Below are 25,570 nucleotides of genomic sequence, written 5' to 3'. Positions count from 1 at the left end.
GATCGAGCGCCGCCCGCGCGGCGCATCGCGAGCTGCGCTCGCTCCTACGTTTGTTTCGGGCCAGTAACGCCTGTGACAGGCGCGCGCGACCGCCTTGTTTGTACGACGCGATATCGCGCCATGCGCCCAGGCGTACGCGCGCATATCCCACAGGAAAAATTGGCCCGAAACAAATGTAGGAGCGAGCGCAGCTCGCGATGCGCCGCGCGGGCGGCGCTCGATCTCACAGGCGCCAAATCCCTTTCGGCGAACTCACTTGGCAGTCACAGCCTCAGCCGAACCACCCTGCGACAGGCTATACACATAAGCCGCCAGCAGGTGCACCTTGTCGTTGCCCTGGATATCGGCCTGCGCCGGCATCTGCCCTTGGCGACCATAACGAATGGTCTGCTGCAGCTGGGCAAAGCTCGAGCCGTAGATGAACGCCTGCGGGTGGGTCAGGTTCGGTGCGCCCATGGCGGGCGTACCTTTACCTTCCGGCCCGTGGCAGGCCACGCAGTTGGCCGCGAAGATCTTCTGCCCGTTCTCCACATCGGCCTTCGCGCCCTCAGGCAATGTGCGGCCATCGAGTTTGCTGACCACGAACGCAGCCACGTCGGCAACGCCCTGGTCACCGATCACCTCGGCCCAGGCCGGCATCACGCCATGACGACCGCCCATGATGGTGGCCTTGATGGTTTCCGCCTCGCCGCCCCAGCGCCAATCCTTGTCAGTGAGGTTGGGGAAGCCAAAGGCACCCTTGGCGTCCGAGCCATGGCACACCGAACAGTTGGAGGCGAACAATCGGCCGCCCATCTTCAGCGCTTGCGGGTCCTTGGCCACTTCTTCCACAGGCATGGCGGCGTACTTGGCGAAGATCGGCCCGAACCTGGCATCGGCCTTGTCCATTTCCTTCTGCCATTCGTTGGCGCCGGTCCAGCCATTTTCATAGCCCGGCAGGATGCCTTTCCAGTTGCCCAGGCCCGGGTAGAGGATCAGGTAGCCGACCGAAAACACCAGGGTGCCGACGAACAGCCAGAACCACCACTTGGGCAGCGGATTGTCGTATTCCTCGATACCGTCGAAGCTGTGGCCCATGGTTTGGTCGGTGCTGCTGTTGCTCTGGCCCTTGCGGGTGGCAAGCAGCAGCCAGGTCAGGCCAATCAGGCTACCGATGGTCAGTACGCAGATGTACGTACTCCAGAAGGTGGTCATTGCCCGTTACTCCTTTTTGCAGCAGGTTCCTGCCCGGCAGCGGGCAGGTGGTCGTCGACGAAGGGCAGCAGACGCGCTTCGGCGAAATCACGGTCGCGGCGGCGGTTGAATACCCACAGGGAGAGGCCGATGAAGGCGATCATCACCACCAGGGTGCCCAGGCCGCGGATCATGCCGATGTCCATTTCCATCGCACTCACCTCTTGTTCTTGATCGCGGTGCCAAGCACCTGCAGGTAGGCGACCAGCGCGTCCATTTCGGTCTTGCCCTTGACCGCGTCGCGGGCCCCGGCAATGTCGTCGTCGGTGTATGGCACGCCGAGGGTGCGCAGGGTGCGCATCTTGACGTCGGTGTGGCTGTTGTCTACCTGTTCTGCGACCAACCATGGGTACGACGGCATCTTCGATTCCGGCACCACGTTGCGCGGGTTGTACAGGTGCGCGCGGTGCCAGTCGTCAGAGTAACGGCCACCGACCCTGGCCAGGTCTGGCCCGGTACGCTTGGAGCCCCACAGGAACGGGTGGTCCCACACGCTTTCACCGGCCACCGAATAGTGGCCGTAGCGCTCGGTTTCGGCGCGGAACGGGCGGATCATCTGCGAGTGGCAGCCCACGCAGCCTTCGCGGATGTAGATATCGCGGCCTTCCAGCTGCAGCGCGGTATAAGGTTTCATGCCTTCGACCGGCTTGTTGGTGACGTCCTGGAAGAACAGCGGGACGATCTGGGTCAGGCCGCCGATACTGACGGCGAACACCATCAGCAAGGCCAGCAGGCCGACGTTTTTCTCGATGACTTCATGTTTCATCAGACGGGTCTCCTCAAGCCAGCTGGGCGTTCGCAGGGGCGACATCAAGTGCTGGCGAACGCACGGTGCGCCAGGTGTTCCAGGCCATCAGGAACATGCCGCTGAGGAAGATCGCACCACCGACGAAGCGCACGATGAAGCCTGGGTGGCTGGCTACCAGGGTCTCCACGAACGAGTAGGTGAGCGTGCCGTCGCTGTTCACCGCGCGCCACATCAGGCCCTGGGCGATGCCGTTGACCCACATCGAGGCGATGTACAGCACGGTACCGATGGTGGCCAGCCAGAAGTGCGCGTTGATCAGGCCGATGCTGTACATGCGCTCCTTGCCGAACACTTTCGGGATGGTGTGGTACAGCGCGCCGATCGAGATCATCGCCACCCAGCCCAGGGCGCCGGCGTGAACGTGGCCGATGGTCCAGTCGGTGTAGTGGGACAGCGCGTTGACGGTCTTGATGGCCATCATCGGGCCTTCGAAGGTGGACATGCCGTAGAACGCCAGCGACACCACCAGGAAGCGCAGGATGGGGTCGCTGCGCAATTTGTGCCAGGCACCGGACAGGGTCATCATGCCGTTGATCATGCCGCCCCAGCTTGGCGCCAGCAGGATCAGCGACATCACCATGCCCAGCGATTGCGCCCAGTCAGGCAGTGCGGTGTAGTGCAGGTGGTGCGGGCCGGCCCAGATGTACAGGGTGATCAGCGCCCAGAAGTGCACGATCGACAGGCGATAGGAATACACCGGGCGTTCCGCCTGCTTGGGCACGTAGTAGTACATCATCCCCAGGAAGCCGGCGGTCAGGAAGAAGCCTACCGCGTTGTGGCCGTACCACCACTGCACCATGGCGTCGGTGGCGCCGGCATAGACCGAGTACGACTTGGTCAGGCTGACCGGCAGCTCCAGGTTGTTGACGATGTGCAGCATCGCCACGGTGAGGATGAACCCGCCGAAGAACCAGTTGCCCACGTAGATATGCTTGGTGTTGCGCTTCATCAGCGTGCCGAAGAACACGATGGCGTAGCACACCCAGACGATGGTGATCAGAATGTCGATCGGCCATTCCAGTTCGGCGTATTCCTTGGAACTGGTGTAGCCCAGTGGCAGGGTGATGGCCGCCAGCAGGATCACCAGTTGCCAGCCCCAGAAGGTGAACGCGGCCAGGCCGGGTGCGAACAGGGTGGTCTGGCAGGTGCGTTGCACCGAATAATAGGAGGTGGCAAACAGCGCGCAGCCGCCGAAAGCGAAGATCACTGCATTGGTATGCAGGGGGCGCAGGCGGCCGAAGCTGGTCCAAGGGAGGTCGAAGTTGAGGGACGGCCAGGCGAGCTGGGCGGCGATGAAGACGCCGAGCCCCATCCCGACGATTCCCCACACCACCGTCATGATGGCGAATTGGCGGACCACCTTGTAGTTATAGGCGGTACTGCTGGTTGTGTTCATGTATGGGTTCCCATCCACGGTTATTTGGCAGGCTTTACAGCGAGGCAAGCATGATTAATGGGCAAAGTGCCGGTATTGACGGGGATCAATGGGCGAAGGTCGGAAATGTCCCAGGCTTGCGCTGCGATCTTGCGCAGGATGAAAGCAAGAACGGCTACACGGGCTGCCTGATCCTGGCCCATGGCGCCGGTGCGCCGATGGACAGCGGGTTCATGGACGAAATGGCGCAAAGGCTTGCGGCACTTGGGGTGGCGGTGGTGCGCTTCGAGTTCCCGTACATGGCCGAGCGCCGGGTGGGCGGTGGCAAGCGGCCGCCGAACCCGCAGAAGGTGTTGCTGGAATGCTGGCGCGAGGTGTACCGGCAGGTGCGACCTTTGGTCACGGGCAAGCTGGCCGTGGGTGGCAAGTCGATGGGGGGGCGCATGGCCAGCCTGCTGGCTGACGAGTTGGGCGCGGATGCGCTGGTGTGCCTGGGGTATCCGTTCTATGCGGTGGGCAAGCCGGAGAAGCCGCGGGTCGAGCACCTGGCGGAGTTGAAAACGCCGACATTGATCGTGCAGGGCGAGCGCGATGCGCTGGGTAACCGCGAAGCAGTGGCGGGCTATGCGTTGTCGCCAGCGATCGAGGTGAGCTGGCTAGTGGCGGGGGACCATGACCTGAAGCCGTTGAAGGCGTCGGGGTTCAGCCATGAGCAGCATTTGCAGGCGGCGGCTGAACGCGTTGCTGAGTTCCTGAAGGACTGATGCTGGATTCTTCGCGGGTAAACCCGCGAAGAGGCCGGCACAGGCTGACGCTTAGTCGCGGTACTCGCACAGGTAAGCGGTATCTACCTTCACCTGCAGCTGGAACTTGCTGTCCGCCGGCACATTGAACTTGTCACCGGCATTGAAGGTTTCCCAGTTGTCGCTACCTGGCAGTTTCACGATCAACGCACCCGACACCACGTGCATGATTTCACGCTTGGCGGTGCCGAACTCGTATTCGCCCGGGGCCATTACGCCGACAGTGGCGGGGCCTTCTTCGCCCGCGAATGCGATCGACTTGACGGTGCCGTTGAAGTACTCGTTGACCTGGAACATGGGCGACTCCTGAAAAGGGGTGATGAAAAAAGGGCTGGCCAGTATGCCCAAGCCCACAATCCCCGTCATCTGCTTTCAGGGCCCTTCGGCGGGCAGGCTCAGCGGCAACAGCCGGGCCGTGTTGCGAGCGTCCTCCAGGGCGCGATGCTGTTGCCCGCAAAAGTGCATGCCGGCCAGTTGCAGGGCACTGTTCAGGCCGGCGGGGCGCTGCAGGTGACGGGCCTTGGCGAAGCGTTGCTTGAGGTTGATGTGCGGCAGTGTGCGCAGCAGGCTGTCGAGCCCGTGCTGCTGCCATTCCTGGTGCAGCTGCTGGCGGTCGTAGTCGCCCCAGCTGACCCACGCCTGCAATTGCTCGCGATGCTGTCCAAGCCAGCTTTCGAACGCTGCCCACACTTCGCGAAACGGCCGGGCACTGTCCACCTCGGCCTGGCCGATGTGGGTCAGCGCGCGGCAGAAGGTGGTCAGTTGCGGCCGCCGCCGTGGCCGCACGAAACACTGGAAATGGTCAACCTCACGGCCGTCGCGGGTGACCAGGCTCGCGCCGATTTCAATGACTTCCATCTCTGCGACCGGCCAACCACCCTCGTCGGTGGTGGCTTCCAGGTCGATCACCAACCAGTGGCCCATACCAGGCTCCCTTGCAAACCCAGCTAGAGCGTAGCCAAACTCAGCGCATCCGGCACCCTATGGCATTTTGCCGCCTGCTTTGGCAAAAAGAGCAGGTACCAGCAGTTGTGCCGTCTCCGGAAAACGCCTAGCTTAGGCGGACCCAGGCATGAACCGTGATGAGTGTCCGTCTTGACTCCAGCGCCCGGCCTAAAGGCCTTGTCCACTCTGATGCTGCTGGCCGTGTGCTGCTTGGCGGCGCCGGCATGGGCCGCAGATGGCGTTGAAGTGAAGATTGGTGCGGCGCATTTCCCACCGTATACGGTGCGCCCCGAGCAAGGCGCCGATACCGGCCTGCTGCCGCAACTGGTCGACGCACTCAACCGCGCACAACAGCGCTACCATTTCGTCCTGGTACCCACGTCCATCCAGCGCCGGTTTGGTGACTTCCAACAGGGCCGTACCGACATGGCCATCTTCGAGAACCCGCAATGGGGCTGGGAACAGATCCCTCATCAGAGCGTGGACATGGGCCTGGAGGACGCTGAGGTGTTTGTCGCGCGCAAGGCCAATGGGCGGGACCCGCATTACTTCGATGACCTGAACGGCAAGCGCCTGGCGCTGTTCAACGGCTACCATTACGCGTTCGCCGGTTTCAACTCGGACCCGGCCTACTTGCGCAAGGCTTACCGCGCTACGCTGACCTATTCCCACGACAGCAACCTGCTGATGGTGCAGGCAGGGCGTGCCGACATCGCCTTGGTCACGCGTTCCTACCTCAGTGACTTTCTGGCGCGCAACCCGGCGAGCCAGGCGCAACTGATGCCTTCACGGCGCATCGATCAGGTGTATCACCATTACGCCTTGTTGCGGCCCGGCAGCCCCATCGGCGAGCAATCGTTCGCCGAACTGCTACGCGGGCTGCGCGACAACGGCGAGCTGGCGCGGATCTTCGAGCCATACCGCATCACCGTCAGCGCGCCCAGGGCGCTCGAGGAATGACTCAGGCCTGCCGGTTGGTGGTCTTGCGGCAATGCACCAGGGCGTCGCGAATCATGAAGTTGACCAAGGTCGGCGATACCCCCAGCTCCTTGGCAATGTCCTTCTGCGGTACGCCATGCAGGCGGTACATCTCGAAGGCATAGCGGGTGCGCTGCGGCAGCTCGTTCAGCGCCTCGGCAATGTCGTCCAGCGCGGCAAGGTTGATATGGGTGGCTTCCGGCGAGGCGTTCTGGATCACCACATTCAGGCCTTCCTCTTCGCTGCCGGAGTACTTCAGCTCCATGGCCTGCTTGCGGTAGTGGTCGATCGCCAGGTTGCGCACGATCTGGAACAGGTAGCTTAGCTGCGCCTTGAACGACGACGTGATTTGCGGGGCGGCGCCGAGCCGGAAGAATGCGTCCTGCACCACATCCTCGGCGCGCGAGCGGCAGCCGGTAATGCGCGCGGCGATCTTGACCAGGATGCTGCGGTTGTCGACGAAGGCCTGCAGTAATGGTGAATCGCACTTACTTGTGGATAGTTGTTCCGCCATGGAAATCACCTTGTCACAGAGGGGAGAGGAGGCACCCCAGGCTGGGAAGCTTCCTACGACGTGCGACAAGCTATTCAGAATGATAATGATTGTCAAATACGAAACGAAATTAGTATCTGTATCTTTCAGTTCTAAGCCCGCTATGTGAAACAGTTCACCCCTTGGCCTGTCTGCCCCTGCGCAATCGCTTTAATTTCTACCCCCGCCCATCCGTTCCCCTGTGTACATCCTCGGCCGCCCAACGCTGCCCGCCCGTGTTTGCGGCGCAGCCGGCTCGCCCCAACAGACACTGGCAGGAACACCCCATGACGGACGCCTTCGAACTCCCGCTCTCGCTGGTCCAGGCCCTGGCGCAACGCGCCGCGCAGACCCCGGACAGGATTGCCCTGCGCTTTCTCGCCGACGCCCCCGGCGAGCAGGCCGTGCTCAGCTACCGGGACCTCGACCAGCGTGCCCGTGCCATCGCCGCCGCCTTGCAGGCGCGCGCCGGCTTCGGTGATCGAGCCGTGCTGCTGTTCCCCAGTGGGCCGGACTACGTGGCGGCCTTCTTCGGTTGCCTGTACGCGGGTGTGATTGCAGTGCCGGCCTACCCGCCGGAATCCGCGCGGCAGCACCACCAGGAACGCTTGCTGTCGATCATCGCCGACGCCGAGCCGCGCCTGCTGCTGACGGTGGCGGCGCTGCACGACAGCCTGCAAGGCCTGGAGGCGCTTGCGGCAGATGATGCGCCCGCGCTGCTGACAGTGGACGGCCTGGACCCGGCGCTGGCCGCAAGCTGGCAAGCACCTGCACTCAAGGGCGATGATATTGCCTTCCTGCAGTACACCTCGGGTTCCACTGCGCTGCCCAAGGGCGTGCAGGTCAGCCATGGCAACCTGGTGGCCAACGAGCAGTTGATCCGCCAAGGCTTTGGCATCGACCTCAACCCCGATGATGTGATCGTCAGCTGGCTGCCGCTGTATCACGACATGGGCCTGATCGGCGGCCTGTTGCAGCCAATCTTCAGCGGTGTGCCCTGCGTGCTGATGTCGCCGGGTTACTTCCTCGCCCGGCCGTTGCGCTGGTTACAGGCCATCAGCGAATACGGCGGCACCATCAGCGGGGGCCCCGACTTTGCCTACCGCCTGTGCAGCGAGCGGGTCAGCGAGGCTTCGCTGGCAGGGCTCGACCTGAGCCGCTGGCGTGTAGCGTATTCGGGCTCCGAGCCCATTCGCCAGGACAGCCTGGCGACCTTCGCCGACAAGTTTCAGGCCTGCGGCTTCGACCGGCAAAGCTTCTTTGCCAGCTATGGCCTGGCAGAAGCCACCCTGTTTGTCAGCGGCAGCCGCCGTGGCCAGGGCATCGCGGCGCTGGAGCTGGACGCCGCGGCCTTCGCCGCCAACCGCGCCGAGCCGGGCGCGGGCAGCGTACTGATGAGTTGCGGCTACCCGCAGCCGGGGCATGCGGTACGCATTGTCGAGCCGCAGCAACTGCAAGTGCTGGGTGACAACCAGGTTGGCGAAATCTGGGCGGGTGGCCCGAGTATTGCCCTGGGTTACTGGCGCAACCCCGAAGCCAGCGCCCGTACCTTTGTCGAAATGGACGGCCAGACCTGGCTGCGTACCGGCGACCTGGGCTTCATGCGCAACGGTGAGGTGTTCGTCACCGGGCGCTTGAAAGACATGCTGATCGTGCGCGGGCAGAACCTGTACCCGCAGGACCTGGAAAAAACCCTCGAGCGTGAAGTCGACGTGCTGCGCAAAGGCCGGGTGGCCGTGTTTGCCGTTGAGCATCTGGGCGAGGAGGGCATCGGCGTAGCGGTGGAAATCAGCCGCAACGTGCAGAAGGCCCTCGAACCCCAGGCGCTGATCAAGACCCTGCGCCAGGTGATCGCCGACGCCTGCCGCCAGGCGCCGGCGGTGGTCCTGCTGCTGAACCCCGGTGCGCTGCCGAAAACCTCCAGCGGCAAGCTGCAGCGTTCGGCCTGTCGCCTGCGCATGGACGATGGCAGCCTGGATTGCTACGCCCGGTTCCCTGAATTGAGCGAAGCGGTTGCCGCTGATGCAACGGGTGATGAATTGCAGGCGCGCATCGCTGCGGTGTGGCGTGATGTGCTCAAGGTGCCAACGGTGGCGGCAGACGACCACTTCCTGCTGCTGGGCGGCAACTCCATCGCCGCGACCCAGGCCACTGCACGCCTGAGCGATGAACTGGGCACCCCGTTGAACCTGCGCACCTTGTTCGAAGCGCCGGTGCTGGCCGACTACCGCCAGGCCGTGGCCGCAATAATCGCCGAAGGCAATCAACAGGCCCCAGCCATCGCCAACCTGGCGCGCAACCAGGCACTGCCTCAGTCGCTGGCGCAAAACCGCTTGTGGCTGCTGTGGCAGCTGCAACCGCAATCGGCGGCCTACAACATTCCGGCCGGCCTGCACCTGCGTGGCGACCTGGATGAACGTGCCCTTGAAGCGGCGTTCCAGGCACTGGTGGCGCGCCATGAATCGCTGCGTACCGTGTTCAGTGAAAAGGGCGGCCAGGCGTTGCAATTTGTCCTGCCAGCGCAGCCGTTCGTCCTGTCACGGCTGGACCTCGAAGGGCAACCCGCCGAACAGGTTACAGCGCAGCGTGAAGCCGAGGCTCGCCAGCCTTTCGACCTGACCCAAGGCCCGTTGCTGCGCGTGACGCTGGCCCGCCTGGATGACGAAGATCATCAACTGTGGGTGACCTTGCACCATATCGTTGCCGACGGCTGGTCGCTGAACATCCTGCTCGATGAGTTCGCCAAACTGTACGCTGCCCATTGTCAGGGGCTGGAGGCCAACCTGGCGCCGCTGACCCTGGGTTATGCCGACTATGGCAACTGGCAGCGCCAATGGCTGGCCGAGGGTGAGGGCGAGCGCCAGCTGCACTACTGGAAAGCCCACCTGGCTGACGAGTTGCCGGTGCTCGACCTGTGTACCGATAACCCACGCGCCAACCAGCGCGAACACAGCGCGGCACGGTTGACTATGAAGGTGCCAGCCAAGCTCACCGATGCTCTCAAGGGCCTGGCTCGCGAACAGCAGGCCAGCTTGTTCATGGTCCTGCTGGCCGGCTGGCAGGCGCTGCTGCAGCGATACAGCGGCCAGGCGGACATCCGCGTCGGCGTGCCCAACGCCAACCGCCCGCGCCAGGAAACCCAGTGCATGGTCGGTTTCTTCATCAACACCCAAGTACTGCGCGCGCAGCTCGATGGCCGGCTGCCGTTCGACCACTTGCTGGGCCAAGTGCGCCAGGCCACGCTGCAGGCCCAGGCCCACCAGGACTTGCCGTTCGAACAACTGGTCGAAGCCCTGCCCGAGGCCCGCGAACAGGGCCTGTTCCAGGTCATGTTCAACCACCAGCAGCGCGACCTGTCAGCGCTGCGGCGCCTGCCGGGCCTGCTGGCCGAAGAGCTGCCGTGGCACAGCCGCGAAGCCAAGTTCGACTTGCAGCTACACAGTGAAGAAGACCACCTGGGCCGCCTGAGCCTGGCCTTCGACTATGCCGCCGAATTGTTCGACGCCAGCACCATCAAACGGCTGGCCGGTCATTTGCTGGCGCTGCTGGAGCAGGTGTGCGCAGCACCTCAGCGGGCGTTGGGCGACGTGCAGTTGCTCGACGAACCTGGCCGTGCCCAGCTGTTGGGGTGGGGCCAGGCAACGGCCCCTGCGCCGGGGCAGCTACTGGTCGAGCAGCTGAACGAGCAGGCACGCCTGACCCCGCAGCGCACCGCCCTGGTATGGGAGGGGGGCAGCCTGGATTACACCGGGCTGCACCAGCAGGCCAACCGCTTGGCCCACTACCTGCGCGACAAGGGGGTAGGGCCTGATACCTGCGTGGCGATTGCCATCGAGCGCTCGCCGCAGTTGCTGGTTGGCCTGCTGGCCATTCTAAAGGCGGGTGGCGCCTACGTGCCGCTGGACGTCGATTACCCGGCCGAACGCCTCGCCTACATGCTCACCGACTGCAATGCCGGCCTGCTGCTGAGCCACAGCAACCTGCTGGGCCAGCTGCCGCAGGTTGACGGTGTCAGCGCCATCGCGCTGGACCAGCTGCACCTGGACAGCTGGCCCAGCCATGCCCCCGGGTTGCACTTGCACGGCGACAACCTGGCCTACGTGATCTATACCTCCGGCTCTACCGGCCAGCCGAAGGGTGTGGGCAACACCCACGCGGCGCTGGCCGAGCGCTTGCAGTGGATGCAGGCGACTTACGCGCTGGCCGACAGCGACGTGTTGATGCAGAAGGCGCCGATCAGTTTCGACGTTTCGGTGTGGGAGTGCTTTTGGCCATTGATCACGGGCTGCAAGCTGGTGCTCGCTGGCCCAGGCGAACACCGTGACCCGCAGCGCATCGCCGAACTGGTGCAAACCCATGGCGTGACCACGCTGCACTTCGTGCCACCGCTGTTGCAGATGTTTGTCCAGGAGCCGAAAGTGGCTGCCTGCAGCAGCCTGCGTCGGTTGTTCTCGGGTGGCGAAGCCTTGCCTGCCGCACTGCGTGATCAGGTGCTGCAGCTGCTGCCGCAGGTGCAACTGCACAACCGTTACGGCCCGACCGAAACCGCCATCAACGTTACCCACTGGCACTGCCAGGCGGGGGATGGTGAACGCTCGCCGATTGGCCGCCCGCTGGGCAATGTGTTGTGCCGAGTGCTGGACGACGAGCTTGAACTGACTGCGCCCGGCGTGGCGGGTGAGTTGTACCTCGGCGGAGCGGGCCTGGCCCGCGGTTATCTGGGGCGCCCGGGCCTTACCGCCGAGCGCTTCGTGCCGCAGGCCGATGGCAATGGCGAACGCCTGTACCGCAGTGGTGACCGCGCCCGATGGCTGGTGCAGCTGGAGGCGCTGGAGTACCTCGGCCGCCTCGACCAACAGGTAAAAGTGCGGGGTTTTCGCGTCGAACCCGAAGAGGTCCAGGCCTGCCTGCTGGCGCAGGCGGGGGTCGAGCAGGCGTTGGTGCTGGTCCACAAGGACGCCGTTGGCGCGCAGCTGGTCGGCTATTACAGCGGTACTGCCCAGCCTGAAGCGCTGTTGGCGGTGTTGACTGGGCAACTGCCGGCATACATGGTGCCGGCCCAACTCATCCCGCTGGCGCAGATGCCACTGGGCCCCAGCGGCAAGGTCGACCGCAAAGCGCTTCCGGCCCCGGTGTGGCAGCAGCGTGAACACGTCGAACCGCAAAGCGGACTGCAACAGCAAGTGGCTGCGATATGGCGCGAAGTGCTGAACCTGCCGCGGGTCGGCTTGCAGGACGACTTCTTCGCCCTCGGCGGCCACTCGCTACTGGCCACCCAGATCGTCTCCCGCACGCGCCTGGCCTGCGACATCGAACTGCCGCTCAAGGCGCTGTTCGAAGCCAGCGAACTAGGAGCTTTCTGTGCCGAGATTGCGCGTATTCACGCTGCGGGTGAGCGTAACCTGCAGGGTGAAATCGCCCGCGTCGACCGCCGCCAGGCGGTGCCGCTGTCGTACTCGCAGCAGCGCATGTGGTTCCTCTGGCAAATGGAGCCGGACAGCCCGGCGTACAACGTCGGTGGCATGGCGCGCCTGCGCGGCGCCCTGCATGTGGACGCCTTCGAGCGCGCGTTGCAGGCGCTGATCGTGCGCCACGAAACCCTGCGTACCACCTTCCCCAGCATCGACGGGGTGCCTTACCAGTGCGTAGCCGAGGACGGCGGCCTGCACCTCGACTGGCAGGACTTCAGCGCGATGCCTGCCGATGCCCGCCAGCAACGCCTGCAACAACTGGCCGACGATCAGGCGCACCAGCCGTTCGACCTGGAGCGCGGGCCGTTGCTGCGCGCCTGCCTGGTCAAGGCCGAGGAGCGCGAGCACTTCTTTGTCCTCACCCTGCACCACATCGTCACCGAAGGTTGGGCCATGGACATCTTCGCCCGCGAGCTGGGCGAGCTGTACGAGGCCTTCGTCGATGACCGCGAGTCGCCATTGGCGCCACTGCCGGTGCAATACCTGGACTACAGCGTGTGGCAGCGGCAATGGCTGGAAAGCGGCGAGGGCGCCCGCCAGCTGGCCTATTGGAAGGACCGCCTGGGTGATGAGCACCCGGTGTTGGCGTTGCCCGCAGACCGCCCGCGCCCGGCCGTACAGAGCCACCGTGGCGAGTTGTATCGCTTTGAGCTCGACCCGGCGCTGGTCGCTCGCGTGCACGCGTTCAACAGCCAGCGTGGCTTGACCCTGTTCATGACCATGACTGCCACCCTGGCTGCCTTGCTGCACCGCTACAGCGGCCAGCGCGACCTGCGCATCGGCGCGCCGGTGGCCAACCGCATCCGCCCGGAGAGCGAAGGCCTGATCGGTGCCTTCCTCAACACTCAGGTGCTGCGTTGCGAACTGGACGGGCAGATGACTGCCAGTGAACTACTGGAGCAACTGCGTCAGATTGCCATCGAAGGCCAGTCGCATCAGGACCTGCCGTTCGACCAGTTGGTAGAGGCCCTGCAGCCGCCACGCAGCAGTGCCTACAACCCGCTGTTCCAAGTGATGTGCAACGTGCAGCGCTGGGCCTTCCAGCAAAGCCGCACGCTGGCCGGCATGCAGGTGGATTACCTGGTCAACGATGCCAGCGCCACCAAGTTCGACCTGTACCTGGAAGTGACCGACCTGGACGGCCGCCTGGGCTGCTGCTTTACCTACAGCCGCGACCTGTTCGACGAGCCGCGTATCGCACGCATGGCCGAGCACTGGCAACAACTGCTGATCGGCTTGCTCGACAACCCGCAACACCGTCTGTGCGAACTGCCAATGTTGAGCCGTGCCGAGCAACAGGCGCTGGTCGGCCAATTGCAGGGCGAACACGATTTCGACCTTGGCCAGACCCTCCACGGTCTGTTCGCCGCCCAGGCCGCCCGCACGCCGCAGGCGGGTGCGCTGACCTTCGCCGGCCAGCACCTGACCTACGCCGAGCTCGACCAGCAGGCCAACCGCCTGGCGCGTGCCCTGCGTGAACGGGGTGTCGGCCCGCAGGTACGGGTGGGCCTGGCGCTGGAGCGGTCGCTGGAAATGGTCGTCGGCCTGTTGGCCATCCTCAAGGCCGGTGGCGCCTACGTGCCGCTGGATCCTGAATACCCGCTCGACCGCCTGCGCTACATGATCGAAGACAGCCGCATCGGCCTGCTGCTGAGCCAGCAGGAACTGCTGCAAACCCTGGGTGAACTGCCTGAGGGCGTGGCGCGCTGGAGCCTGGAGGATGACGCCGCCAGCCTGTCGGCCTACAGCGATGCGCCACTGGACAACCTCAACCTGCCGCAGCATCAGGCTTACCTCATCTACACCTCCGGCTCCACCGGCAAGCCCAAAGGCGTGGTGGTCAGCCATGGCGAATTCGCCATGCACTGCCAGGCGGTGATCGAGGCGTTCGGCATGCGCAGCGATGACTGCGAGCTGCACTTCTATTCCATCAACTTCGACGCTGCCAGCGAGCGCCTGTGGGTGCCGCTGTTGTGTGGTGCGCGCGTGGTATTGCGCGCCCAGGGGCAGTGGGGCGCCGAGGACATCTGCCAACTGGTGCGTGAGCAGCAGGTGAGTATCCTTGGCTTTACGCCGAGCTACGGCAGCCAGTTGGCCCAGTACCTGGGCGGGCAGGGCGAACAACTGCCGGTGCGCCTGGTGATCACCGGTGGCGAGGCGCTGACCGGCGAGCACCTGCAGCGTATCCGTCAGGCTTTTGCGCCGCAGCAGTTCTTCAATGCCTACGGCCCGACCGAAACCGTGGTCATGCCGCTGGCGTGCCTGGCACCCGAGGTGCTACCGACGGAGCTCGGCAGCGTCCCGATCGGCCGCGTCATCGGTAGCCGCACGGCCTATATCCTCGATGAAGACCTCGCCCTGCTGCCACAAGGCGGGATCGGCGAGTTGTATGTCGGTGGTGCGGGCCTGGCCCAGGGCTATCATGACCGCCCGGGCCTCAGCGCCGAGCGTTTCGTCGCCGATCCGTTCAGCAGCGAAGGCGGGCGGCTGTACCGCACCGGCGACCTGGTGCGGCTGGGCACTGACGGCCTTGTCGAGTACGTTGGCCGTGCCGACCAGCAGGTGAAGATTCGCGGCTTCCGCATCGAACTGGGCGAAATCGAGAGCCGCCTGCAGGCACATGCCGATGTCGACGAAGCCGTGGTGCTTGCCCTGGACTTGCCGGGCGGCAAACAACTGGTGGGCTACCTGGTGTGCAAGCAGGCCGCAGCCAGTGCCGCGGCGCAAAGCCTGTTGCGCGAAGCGGTGAAAGCCGATGCCCGCCAGCACCTGCCCGACTACATGGTGCCTGCGCACCTGGTGCTGCTCGATAGCCTGCCGCTGATGGGCAACGGCAAGCTCGACCGCCGCGCCCTGCCGCTGCCGGACCTGGATCAGGCGCGCCAGCAATACCAGGCCCCAGGCAATGAGGTGGAAGCGCAACTGGCGCAGATTTGGCGCGATGTGCTCAACGTTGCCCGGGTCGGCGTGCAGGACAACTTCTTTGAACTCGGCGGTGACTCGATCCTGTCGATCCAGGTGGTCAGCCGGGCCCGTCAGGCTGGCTTGCAGTTCACCCCGCGCGACTTGTTCCAGCACCAGACTGTACAGACCTTGGCGGCGATCGTGCAGCAGGGCGAAACCGCCAGCAGCATCGACCAGGGCCTGCGCCAGGGCCAGGTCGGCCTGACACCGATCCAGCACTGGTTCTTCGACAGTGAAGTGGCGCAGCCGCAGCACTGGAACCAGGCCGTATTGCTGGAGGCGCGCCAGCCACTGGATGCAACAGTGCTGGAGCAGGCCTTGGCGGCGCTGGTGCAGCACCACGACAGCCTGAGGTTGCGTTTCAGCGAGGCGAGTGGGTGTCGCCAGGCCCGGTACGCCCAGCCTGCCGCCGAGCAGCTGCTGTGGACCGCTACCGTCGCTGACTTCGCCGATTGCCAACCGCTCTACACCGACGTGCAGCGCAGCCTCGACCTGGAGCAGGGGCCGCTGCTGCGCGCCTTGCTGGTGCGCGACGGCCAAGGCAGCCAGCGCCTGTTGCTGGCGATCCATCACCTGGTGGTCGATGGCGTGTCCTGGAGGGTGCTGTTGGAAGACCTGCAGGCGCTTTACCGCGGTCAGCCGCTGCCAGCCAAGACCCATGCCATGAGCGACTGGGCCGCACGGCTGGCCAGCTATGCTGGCAGCGATTCGCTGCGCGACGAACTGGCGTGGTGGCAAGGCCAGCTGGGCGGCGTGCGCCGCGAATTGCCGTGCGATCATCCGCAGGGCGGCAACCTTCACCGCCACGCCCAGACATTGGCCATCGGCCTGGACGTGGAGCAGACCCGGCAGTTGCTGCAACAGGCGCCGGCGGCCTACCACACCCAGGTCAACGACCTGCTGCTGACCGCGTTGGCGCGCGCCCTGTGCCGCTGGAGCGGGGACGAAGCAGTGCTGGTGCAACTGGAAGGCCACGGCCGCGACGGGTTGTTCGAAGACATGGACCTGACCCGCAGCGTCGGCTGGTTCACCAACGCCTATCCGCTGAGCCTGCGCCCGCAGCCGGGCGAAGACGATGCGGCGCGGGCCGGCTCGATCAAGCGGATCAAGGAGCAACTGCGCCAGGTGCCGCACAAAGGGCTGGGTTACGGCGTGCTGCGCTACCTTGCCGACGATGCCGGTCGCGAGCAGATGGCCGCCTTGCCGCAAGCGCGCATCACCTTCAACTACCTGGGCCAGTTCGACCAGCAGTTCGACAGCGCGGCGCTGTTCCAGCCGCTGGATGAACCGGCCGGCCTGGCCCATGACCTCGATGCGCCACTGCCCAACTGGCTGAGTGTCGATGGCCAGGTGTACGGCGGTGCCCTGCAACTGCGCTGGACCTTCAGTGCCGAGCGCTATGACGAGCACACCATCGCCAACCTGGCCGAGGCCTACCGGCAGGAGCTGCTGGCACTGGTTGCGCACTGCCTGACCGAGGGCAACGGCAGCTTCACCCCGTCGGACTTCCCGCTGGCACACCTGAGCCAGGAACAGATCGACGCACTGCCGGTCCCGGCTGCGCAGATCGAGGATGTCTACCCGCTGACGCCGATGCAGGAGGGCATGCTGCTGCACACCCTGCTGGAACCGGGCACTGGCCTGTACTACATGCAGGACCGCTACCGCATCAACAGCGCGCTCGACCCCGAGCGTTTCGCCCAGGCCTGGCAGGCGGTGGTGGCGCGCCACGAAGCGTTGCGCGCCTCGTTCAGCTGGAACAGTGGCGAGGCGATGCTGCAGATCATCCACAAGCCGGGCAACCTGGCGGTCGACTACCAGGACTGGCGTGGCCTTGCTGACGATGCCCAGGAGCAGCGTCTTCAGGCCCTGCACAAGCAGGAACGCGAGGCCGGTTTCGCCTTGCTCCGTGAGGCACCGTTCCACCTGCGCCTGGTGCGCGTGGCTGACGAGCGCTACTGGTTCATGATGAGCAACCACCACATCCTCATCGATGCCTGGTGCCGCTCGCTGCTGATGAACGACTTCTTCGAGGTCTACCAGGCCCTCGGCGAAGGCCGCCAGGCGCAACTGCCGGTACCGCCGCGTTATCGCGACTACATTGGCTGGCTGCAACACCAAGGCCTGGACGACGCGCGCGCCTGGTGGCAGGCCAACCTGGCCGGCTTCGAGCGTGCCACTGCGATCCCCAGCGACCGCCCATTGCGCCATGACCACGCCGGCAGCGGCATGGTCGTCGGCGACTGCTATACCCGGCTGGAAGCCAGCGACGGCGTGCGTCTGCGTGAATTGGCCCAGGCCCACCAGCTCACCGTCAACACCTTCGCCCAGGCGGCCTGGGCCCTGGTGCTGGCGCGCTACAGCGGCGACCGCGACGTGGCCTTTGGCGTGACCGTGGCCGGGCGCCCGGTGAGCATGCCGCAGATGCAGCGCACTGTTGGCCTGTTCATCAACAGCGTGGCCCTGCGCGTGCAGTTGCCCATCGCTGGTGAGCGTTGCAGCGTACGCCAGTGGCTGCAGGGCCTGCTGCAAAGCAACATGGAACTGCGCGAGTACGAATACTTGCCGCTGGTGGCGATCCAGGCGTGCAGCGAGCTGCCCAAGGGCCAGCCGCTGTTCGACAGCCTGTTCGTGTTCGAGAATGCGCCGGTTGAAACCGCCGTGCTCGATCACGCCCAGCACCTGAACGCCAGCTCCGACTCGGGTCGTACCCACACCAACTTCCCGCTGACGGCGGTGTGTTACCCGGGTGATGACCTGGGCCTGCACCTGTCGTTCGACCAGCGTTACTTCGATTACCCGACCGTCGAGCGCCTGCTGGCCGAGTTCAAGCGCCTGCTGTTGGCGCTGGTACAAGGTTTTGAAGGGGAGGTGAGCGAGCTACCGCTGTTGAGCGCCCAGGAGCAAGGCTTCCTGCTGGAGGACTGCAACCGGACCGAGCGGGTTTATCCGCTGGAACAGAGCTACATCGCGCAGTTCGAAGCGCAGGTCGTGGCGCATCCACAGCGTACCGTGGCCCGCTGCCTGGAGGCATCCTATGATTACGCCGGGCTGAACCTGGCGGCCAACCGCCTGGGCCATGCGCTGGTAGCTGCCGGCGTCTGCGTGGACCAGCCAGTGGCACTGCTTGCCGAGCGTGGGTTGCCGCTGCTGGGCATGATCGTCGGCAGCTTCAAGGCCGGCGCTGGTTACCTGCCGTTGGACCCGGGCTTGCCGGCAGCCCGCCTGCAAAGCATCATTCGGCTCAGCCGCACGCCAGTGCTGGTGTGCAGCGCTGCCTGCGCCGAGCAGGGACGGCAGTTGCTCGGTGAGCTGGAGGCTGCGCTGCGGCCGCAACTGCTGGTTTGGGAAGACGTCCAGGCCAACCCGATCGCAAGCCACAACCCGGGTATCCACAGTGGCCCGGACAACCTCGCCTATGTGATCTACACCTCAGGCTCGACCGGGCTGCCGAAAGGGGTGATGGTCGAGCAGCGCGGCATGCTCAACAACCAGCTCAGCAAGGTGCCGTACCTGGCGCTGAGCGAGCAGGACGTGATTGCCCAGACCGCCTCGCAAAGCTTCGACATCTCGGTCTGGCAGTTCCTGGCTGCCCCGCTGTTCGGCGCCCAGGTAGAGATTGTGCCCAACGCCATCGCCCACGACCCGCATGGCCTGCTGGCGCACGTGCAGGCCACCGGCATTACCGTGCTGGAGAGCGTGCCGTCCCTGATCCAGGGCATGCTGGCCAGCGACCACCAGGCCCTCGACGGCTTGCGCTGGATGCTGCCGACCGGCGAGGCCATGCCACCGGAGCTGGCGGCGCAGTGGCTGCAGCGCTACCCGCAGATCGGCCTGGTCAATGCCTATGGGCCGGCTGAGTGCTCGGATGACGTGGCGTTCTTCCGCGTCGATGCCGCCTCGACCGAAGGCAGCTACCTGCCAATCGGCACGCCAACCGATAACAACCGGCTGTACCTGTTCGGCGAGGACCAGAAGCTGGTGCCGCTGGGGGCAGTGGGTGAGTTGTGCGTGGCCGGCACTGGCGTGGGTCGTGGCTATGTCGGTGACCCGGTGCGCACAGCGCTGGCGTTCATCCCTCACCCTTATGGGGCGCCGGGCGAACGTCTGTACCGCACTGGCGACCTGGCGCGGCAACGCCCAAACGGCGTGCTGGAATATGTCGGGCGCATCGACCACCAGGTGAAGATTCGCGGCTATCGCATCGAACTGGGCGAGATCGAGGCCCGGCTGCATGAGCAGGCGGAAATTCGCGATGCCGCCGTGGGCGTGCAGGAGGGCGTGAACGGCAAGCATCTGGTTGGCTACCTGGTGGCGCACCAGGGCGTCAGTGCCGATGCCGCAATGCTGGAGCAGGTCAAGCAACGGCTGCGTGCCGAGTTGCCGGAGTACATGGTGCCGTTGCACTGGGGCTGGTTCGACAGCTTGCCGCACAATGCCAACGGCAAGCTCGACCGCAAGGCCCTGCCATCCATCGACATCGGCGCCCAGCACAGCCAGGCCTATCTGGCGCCACGTAACGAACTGGAGGACCTGTTGGCGGGTATCTGGGCCGATGTGCTCAAGGCAGAGCGGGTTGGGGTACACGACAACTTCTTCGAGCTGGGCGGCCATTCATTGCTGGCCACGCAAATCGCTTCACGGGTGCAGAAGCAGCTACAGCTGAACGTGCCGCTGCGGGCGATGTTCGAGTGCAGCACGGTGGAGGCGTTGGCCGAGTATGTACAGGGGCTGCAGGGCAGTGCGCTGGATGATGACAAGGTCGACCGGCTCAGTGACCTGATGGCGGAATTGGAGGGGCTGTGATGGGCAGGGGCGCTTGGCGCCCCCTCTCAATGGCCACGGTACCTAGATCGAGGCATTGATAAAGGCTTCATCCAGTGATTTGGCATGGTGGCGTTCCATGAACTGTCCACCACTGTCAAACGCTTCCAGTCGCTTGTTTGCGAGCATATAAAAGCGCTGGCAATTTTTCGTGATTTCCTCTGTGTAATGAGAAGCTATCAGCACGCTCGCGCCTTCCGCGCACGCGCTTTTTATACCGAGCCATATATAATGTCGAAATTCAGGGTCTACGCCAGCCGTTGGCTCGTCAAGAATGATCAAGTCACTGTTTAAAAGCAACAAGGTCAGCGTGAAGTAGCTGCGAATTTCACCGTAGCTGCAATTGGCGGCTTTTTTCTTGGCGATTTCTGCATATCGCTTGGACAGTGACGGGGACCATTTGGCTAGTTTCGAGAGAATCTCTGTGTGATCTGGGGAAGCATTGGGGGTCAGGCTGGTGATTAGCTTGCCCGCTTCGTTCATGCGGAGCAATGGGGGCGGTGTAAGGATTTGCGTCAAATAGGCCTGACGCCTGGATAAATTGGAAATGGCGCCTTTTGCTGGTTTCTTTATTTTACAGATGAGGTCGAAAAGGGTTGTCTTTCCGGCCCCGTTGTTGCCCAGAATGCCGACCAGTTCCCCCGCTTGTATAGTGAGTTCAATGTCGTTCAGTAGCGGATTTCCGCTGTATCCGAATTGAAGGTTGTTGATAGTTAAAATGTCCATCAGTATCGGCTCCAGATGGGTTGGATTCTGAAATACCTTCCGGTCAGGTAAGTCGCGGTTGCAGAGGCCGAGAGTGCAATCAGGAAACTGTTGAGAATGGGCATTTCGCCATGGAAGATCTGCGCGCTTAGAAAGAGCGGGTTGATCAGCGTTAGCGCCTGCGCAGCATCGTGCCCCAGCGTGGCGCCGGTGTATCCGGAAACCAGCATGAGGAATGACAAGAGTGAAAAAAGTGTGCTGGCCGTGCTGAATTTGATCGGCAGTGCGGCAATCCCCAGGCCGAGACAGGTGAACATAAGATAGCTGGTGTAAAAACATGCCATCAGATAGAGGTATTCAGGAAGTGAGTAGTGACCTCGTAAGGGTTTGGTCAAGAGATAGAATAGGGTGGCGTAAAGCAAACTCAATAATAAATAACTGAGTGTGTGGGCCGTCAGGAATAGCTTGATCGCGCCGTGTTGGTAGATGAAAGATCGGGTAAAGCCACTTTCCCTTCTGCCGATGAGGTAGAAGCTGAACCCAAAGAACGCGAGTGTGGCAGAGATGTATGAGTAGAACCAGGCGGCTGAAGCGGTATAGGTCGAGGCTGCATGTGTTGGTTGGGTGATAATGAAGAGTATGCAAGGGGCCAGCGCTGACCAAAGAAGCGATGTGGGCTCCCTTAAATGCTCAGTGGTCAGGATTCTTGTAATGGCGATGACTTTTTTATGCTGCGTATAAAAGTGCGTTGATTTTGAGCTCATGGGAGTAGCTCCATCTCGTTGTTTTTGTTATGACTCGACATGTGCGGCATCAGGAGGTTTAGGCGTTCAAGTATTCAATGTCAATCTTTCGATGGGGGTGGAGGCGCTTGGGGTGGTATCGAGGGGTTTGGTTTACAGCTGTTTTCGTGGGGAAGGTCTTCAGAAGGATCTTACTTAAATCTGATAATGATTTTCAGTTTCTAGTATTTCTTATATTTGTGTAAGAGGTTTCTGGTTCTGGCGTACGAAAGCCCTGCAGTGAGCGTGTGAATATTCTTTGTTGTGCGCGGGGTGGGATTTTGATCAGGGGGCCGAGCAATCGAAGTTTCACATTAGCGGGCGCTGAATAATTGTTTCTAGATGTTTTAAGTTGCTGAGTTAGACCTGCACGGGATGGATCTGCCGGGCCGTGAGATTGATCAGCTAGATTTACCGGCCGGCTGGGGGCCGAGGTGAGGTTGAGCGCTGGGGCGGCGGAAATGGCGCCGCCGGGACGGCGCTCGATCTAGGCACCACCGCAACACTCAAGTTAAGCTATCGCTTGCCCAGAATCTTCCCAAGCATCTCCGGCCGGGGTGCCCCTTGCTGGCTTTGCAGGTTGCCTTGCTCATCTTGGTAGAAAATGGCCGGGGTCGCCTGCAACCCCATCTCTTCCATCAACGCCATGTTCGCCGCCAGCTTCTGTTGCACAGCCTCTGGCACCTGTTCCAGCGCCTTCAAGGTACTGGCCTTGCCGGCCTTTTCATGCTGTTGCAGGGCCTTGGCCGGATCTTTCGCTGCCAACAGCGCCGCCGATTTGCCCGGGCTGTCTTCGCGGATGATGCCGACCATGATATGGCGCAGCTGCACCTTGCCCGACTCTACCCACGGCCGCGCCTGTTCCCAGAACATGTTGCAGTATGGGCAGTTCGGGTCGCTGAACAGGTACACCTTGCGCGGCGCATCGGCCTTGCCGTCAGCGATCCACGCGGTCTTTTCCATTTTCGCCCAGATTTCTTTGCTCATCGGCGCGTAGACCAGCTTTTGCAGCGGCTCGGCGCTCAGGTCCTTGCCCTGTTCGTCGAACAGGCTGCCGACCAGCACGTGCTTGCCGTCGGGGGTCAGGTACAGGGCCAGGGCGTTGTTCTGGTACTCGGCGGCATAACCACGCAGGCCGTTGGGCGCATCGAAGCTGCCCTTGATCACGGCGCCCTTGGCTTGCAGCTGCTGAACTGCCTTGGGCAGATCTTCGGCCTGCAGGGTAGGGGAGGCCAGCAGGGCCAGGGACAGGGGCAGCAGTGCAGTCAATCGCATGTCAGTTTCCTTGTGCGGCAGGGGCAGGCGCAATGGCCCGGTCGAAAGGTTCCAGGGCGTGACGCAGGCTGGCCCGGGACAGCTCGCCCAGGTGGCTGCCGACCAGCCGCCCGTTGGCGTCGTAGAACAGCGTGGTGGGCAGGGCCATGGAGCCGACGCGCTGGGCCAGCAGGCCGGTGCCGTCGAACAGCACGTGGGTCAGGCTCAGGCCGGTGGTGGCGAGGAAGGTGCTGACGTTCTCGGGGGTTTCGCCCTGGTTGACGAACAGGAAGGTCACGTGCGGGTAATCGCTTTGTGCCTGTTGCAGCACTGGCATCTCACGCCGACAGGGCGGGCACCAGGTGGCCCAGATGTTGATGACCAGCGGCTTGCCGCGGTAGCTGTGCAATGCCACGGCCTGGCCGCCGGCGTTGTTCAGGCTCAGTTCGGGCAGTTCGGTGCCTTTGCTGTACAGGTGGCCGCCGAGGCTGGCCAGGCCCCAGAACAGTGCGCCGCTGAACAGCGCCCAGCCTAGCGGGCGGCGCAGACCGGGGTGGCGCCAGCCCTGCCACAGGGCTCCGAGCACGATGCCGGCAAGGCCCGACCAGAACAGGAAGCCGCCGTCACGGATGTCGATGATTTGCAGTGGGTCGTCCTGATACATCGGCCAGTAGGCCAGCACGAAGCCGGCGCGGGCACACAGCAGGCCGATCAGGAACAGGTTGAACAGCGCCGATGCCGGGCTCTCGCCGCCACGTCGGGCGACCCACCAGCCGACCACGCTGGCGATCACCAGGGCGGTGAGCATAAGCAGGTGGTTGAGGGCCATGGTCAGTGGCCCGAGTGTTACGGTCAGCATCAGCCTTGGCTCCTGGTCTGGACCCAGTGTTGCTGGAACGCGGCTGCGTCCACCTCCCCGGTGATGCGCCGTGCACGGCGTTCTTCACCTTCCGGGCCGATCCAGATAATGCTGGGCGGGCCGGGTACCTGATAGCGTTGCAGGAGAGCCTTGCTGGCAGGGCTGTCGGCGGTCACGTCCAGGCGCAGCAGGTGTACACCGGCCAGCCCGGCTTGCACGTCGCTGCGGGCGAACACCTGCTTTTCCATGACCTTGCACGACACACACCAGTCGGCATAGTAGTCGAGCATCACCCACTGGCCACGGGCTTTGGCGGCGTCCAGTTCACGTTGCAGGTCTTCGGGGCGGCTGACAGTGACGAAGCTGTCCTCGGTATGCTGGCTTTGGGCTGGCGCGGCGGCACCGCCGGCGAAGGGGCGTAGTGGCTGCCAGAGGTCGTCGCCACCGGCTGCCGCGCCTACCAGCAGCAGCCCGCCCCACAGCGCGCCGAGCAACGGTACTGCACGCAACGCCGGCAGCCGTTGCAGGGCCGGCCAGGCGGCCCAGGCCAGGGCGATCAGCCAGGCGCCGCTCAGCGCCAGCAGCAGGGTCGCTGGCAGCAGGCTACGCACGGTATACAGCGCCATGGCCAGGAACACGAAGCCGAACACCGCCTTTACCCTGTTCATCCAGGCACCCGGGCGCGGCAGGTAGCGGTTGCCCAAAGTGACCAGCAACAGCAGCGGCACGCCCATGCCCAGGCCGAGGCTGAACAGCACCAGCGCGCCTTGCAGCACGTCACCGCTCTGCGCGATGTACAGCAGCGCACCTGCCAGCGGCGCAGTCATGCACGGGCCGAGCAACAGGCCGGACAACGCCCCGAGCAGTGCCGCGCCATACAGGTTGCCGCCACGGGTACCTTGCCCGGCGCGGTCCAGGCGGTCGCGCAGGGCGGCAGGCAGTTGCAGCTCGAAGGCGCCGAACATCGGCAGTGCCAGCAGCACGAACAGCCCCGCCAGGCTGCCCAGCAGCCAGGGTTGCTGCAGCCAGGCCTGCAGGCTGGCACCCAGTAGGGCAGCAACCACCCCCAGCCCGGCGTACACCATGGCCATGCTCAGCACATAGACCCCGGCCAGCACCCAGCCACGGCGGGCGCTGGCGCCATTGCCCAGCACCAGCCCGGCGAGGATCGGCAGCATCGGCAGCGAGCAGGGGGTAAACGCCAGCAGCAGGCCAAGGCCGAAGAACGCCAGCAGGCTCCAGGCCAGGTGGCCTTGTTGCAGGCCGCTGGCCAGGGCCTGGTCGCTGGCTTGCTCGGCGGCGGGCGTTACGCTGCCGCCCAAGTCGATCGAGGTGGTTTGCGGCGGGTAGCACAGGCCGGCATCGGCACAGCCCTGCCAGCCCAGGCGCAACTGACCCTGGGCGTTGGCAGGCAATAGCAGTTCCAGCTGGTCCCGGTACACCGCGCTGTCGCCGAAGAACTCGTCGTGATGGTTGAGTGCGGGTGGCAGTTGCGGGTGCTGCTCGGTGGGCAGGCCATCGAACTTCAGCCGCTTCTGGTAGAGGTAGTATCCCGGCTTGATCTGGAAGTACAGGCGCGTTTGGCCGTCGGCCTGGCGGTCGTGGGTGAGCACGAAGGCTTGGTCAACCGGCAGGAAGTCTGGTTTCACATCGAACGGGTTGGCTTGCAACGGGCCGGCCAGCAGTAGTGTGAGGAAGAGCAGGAGAACGCGCATGTCTTCGCCTTGGCAGATCTGGGAATGGGGCCATGCTGGATGGGGTTGATTAAATGAAGGTTAACTCGGGATTTGGGGCTGGGAGAGCATTAGGGCTTGCAGGTGTTGGCCTTGGGATTTTCAGCGCCTGGGAGATCGAGCGCCGCCCGCGCGGCGCATCGCGAGCTGCGCTCGCTCCTACGTTTTTTTCTGGCCAATTATTCCTGGGGGATTCGCGCGCGAACGCCTTGGCGCATGGCGGGATATCACGTCGTACAAACAAGGCGGTCGCGCGCGCCTGTCACAGGCGTTACTGGCCCGAAAAAAACGTAGGAGCGAGCGC

15 protein-coding genes are annotated in these 25,570 nt (G+C 64.0%); 3 read left to right on the top strand and 12 right to left on the bottom strand.

Going from position 1 to position 25,570, the window contains the following annotated elements; all coding sequences use genetic code 11:
• Positions 1-252 precede the first annotated feature (252 nt).
• The 4 genes from ccoP to ccoN are packed head-to-tail and all read right to left on the bottom strand — an operon-like array spanning position 253 to position 3,437.
• Positions 253-1,194, bottom strand: coding sequence for a cytochrome-c oxidase, cbb3-type subunit III (gene ccoP, locus DMX11_RS24580; protein WP_110747995.1), 942 nt, complete (start codon positions 1,192-1,194; stop codon positions 253-255).
• Positions 1,191-1,385, bottom strand: a complete 195-nt coding sequence (locus DMX11_RS24575; RefSeq protein ID WP_110747992.1) for a cbb3-type cytochrome c oxidase subunit 3 — start codon at positions 1,383-1,385, stop codon at positions 1,191-1,193. Before DMX11_RS24575 ends, ccoP begins: the two co-directional genes overlap by 4 nt.
• Before the next feature lie 5 nt (positions 1,386-1,390).
• Positions 1,391-1,999 (bottom strand): cytochrome-c oxidase, cbb3-type subunit II, encoded by a 609-nt coding sequence (gene ccoO, locus DMX11_RS24570; RefSeq protein ID WP_110747989.1) that lies wholly within the window; start codon positions 1,997-1,999, stop codon positions 1,391-1,393.
• A gap of 13 nt (positions 2,000-2,012) precedes the next feature.
• The gene (ccoN, locus tag DMX11_RS24565; RefSeq protein WP_110747986.1) at positions 2,013-3,437 is read right to left on the bottom strand and encodes a cytochrome-c oxidase, cbb3-type subunit I; all 1,425 of its coding nucleotides are present in this window, start codon (positions 3,435-3,437) and stop codon (positions 2,013-2,015) included.
• Positions 3,438-3,487: 50 nt separating this feature from the next.
• Here ccoN and DMX11_RS24560 point away from each other — a divergent pair, with 50 nt between their 5' ends.
• Positions 3,488-4,180, top strand: a complete 693-nt coding sequence (locus DMX11_RS24560) for an alpha/beta family hydrolase (RefSeq protein ID WP_110747984.1) — start codon at positions 3,488-3,490, stop codon at positions 4,178-4,180.
• Between the two features lie 51 nt (positions 4,181-4,231).
• Here the strand turns inward: DMX11_RS24560 and DMX11_RS24555 are convergent, their stop codons facing one another.
• Both DMX11_RS24555 and DMX11_RS24550 read right to left on the bottom strand, forming a co-directional pair.
• A complete protein-coding gene (locus DMX11_RS24555) occupies positions 4,232-4,516 on the bottom strand; it encodes a pyrimidine/purine nucleoside phosphorylase (protein WP_054894773.1) in 285 nt (94 codons plus the stop codon).
• Positions 4,517-4,591: 75 nt separating this feature from the next.
• Entirely contained in the window at positions 4,592-5,143 is a 552-nt protein-coding gene (locus tag DMX11_RS24550; protein ID WP_110747979.1) for an exonuclease domain-containing protein, read from the bottom strand.
• Between the two features lie 171 nt (positions 5,144-5,314).
• Here DMX11_RS24550 and DMX11_RS24545 point away from each other — a divergent pair, with 171 nt between their 5' ends.
• Positions 5,315-6,124: an ABC transporter substrate-binding protein gene (locus tag DMX11_RS24545; RefSeq protein ID WP_110747976.1), complete on the top strand. Its 810-nt coding sequence runs from the start codon at positions 5,315-5,317 to the stop codon at positions 6,122-6,124.
• A 1-nt stretch (position 6,125) separates the two neighbouring features.
• Here the strand turns inward: DMX11_RS24545 and DMX11_RS24540 are convergent, their stop codons facing one another.
• The gene (locus DMX11_RS24540; protein WP_110747973.1) at positions 6,126-6,656 is read right to left on the bottom strand and encodes an RNA polymerase factor sigma-70; all 531 of its coding nucleotides are present in this window, start codon (positions 6,654-6,656) and stop codon (positions 6,126-6,128) included.
• A 305-nt stretch (positions 6,657-6,961) separates the two neighbouring features.
• Between DMX11_RS24540 and DMX11_RS24535 the strand changes: the two genes are divergently transcribed.
• Positions 6,962-19,915 carry a non-ribosomal peptide synthetase gene (locus DMX11_RS24535; protein WP_110747970.1) on the top strand — a complete coding sequence of 4,318 codons (12,954 nt, stop codon included), beginning with the start codon at positions 6,962-6,964 and terminating at the stop codon, positions 19,913-19,915.
• Positions 19,916-19,957: 42 nt separating this feature from the next.
• On the opposite strand, the gene DMX11_RS24530 is transcribed toward DMX11_RS24535, so the two are convergent.
• From DMX11_RS24530 to dsbD, 5 genes are all read right to left on the bottom strand, one after another.
• Complete coding sequence (locus DMX11_RS24530) at positions 19,958-20,659, bottom strand: ATP-binding cassette domain-containing protein (RefSeq protein WP_110747966.1); 702 nt, start codon at positions 20,657-20,659, stop codon at positions 19,958-19,960.
• Positions 20,659-21,402 (bottom strand): hypothetical protein, encoded by a 744-nt coding sequence (locus tag DMX11_RS24525; RefSeq protein WP_110747961.1) that lies wholly within the window; start codon positions 21,400-21,402, stop codon positions 20,659-20,661. Before DMX11_RS24525 ends, DMX11_RS24530 begins: the two co-directional genes overlap by 1 nt.
• A gap of 534 nt (positions 21,403-21,936) precedes the next feature.
• A complete protein-coding gene (dsbG, locus tag DMX11_RS24520) occupies positions 21,937-22,695 on the bottom strand; it encodes a thiol:disulfide interchange protein DsbG (RefSeq protein ID WP_110747958.1) in 759 nt (252 codons plus the stop codon).
• A 1-nt stretch (position 22,696) separates the two neighbouring features.
• On the bottom strand, positions 22,697-23,533 hold the full coding sequence (locus tag DMX11_RS24515; protein ID WP_110747954.1) for a TlpA disulfide reductase family protein: 837 nt from the start codon (positions 23,531-23,533) through the stop codon (positions 22,697-22,699).
• Positions 23,533-25,248, bottom strand: a complete 1,716-nt coding sequence (gene dsbD / locus DMX11_RS24510; RefSeq protein WP_110747951.1) for a protein-disulfide reductase DsbD — start codon at positions 25,246-25,248, stop codon at positions 23,533-23,535. Before dsbD ends, DMX11_RS24515 begins: the two co-directional genes overlap by 1 nt.
• Positions 25,249-25,570 lie beyond the last annotated feature (322 nt).

Origin of the sequence: Pseudomonas sp. LB-090624 (assembly GCF_003205205.1) — a bacterium.
In the GTDB taxonomy this organism is placed as follows: Bacteria; Pseudomonadota; Gammaproteobacteria; order Pseudomonadales; family Pseudomonadaceae; genus Aquipseudomonas.
The sequence above is the reverse complement of the archived record's forward strand: the minus strand, read 5'-3'. Positions and strand labels throughout refer to the sequence as shown.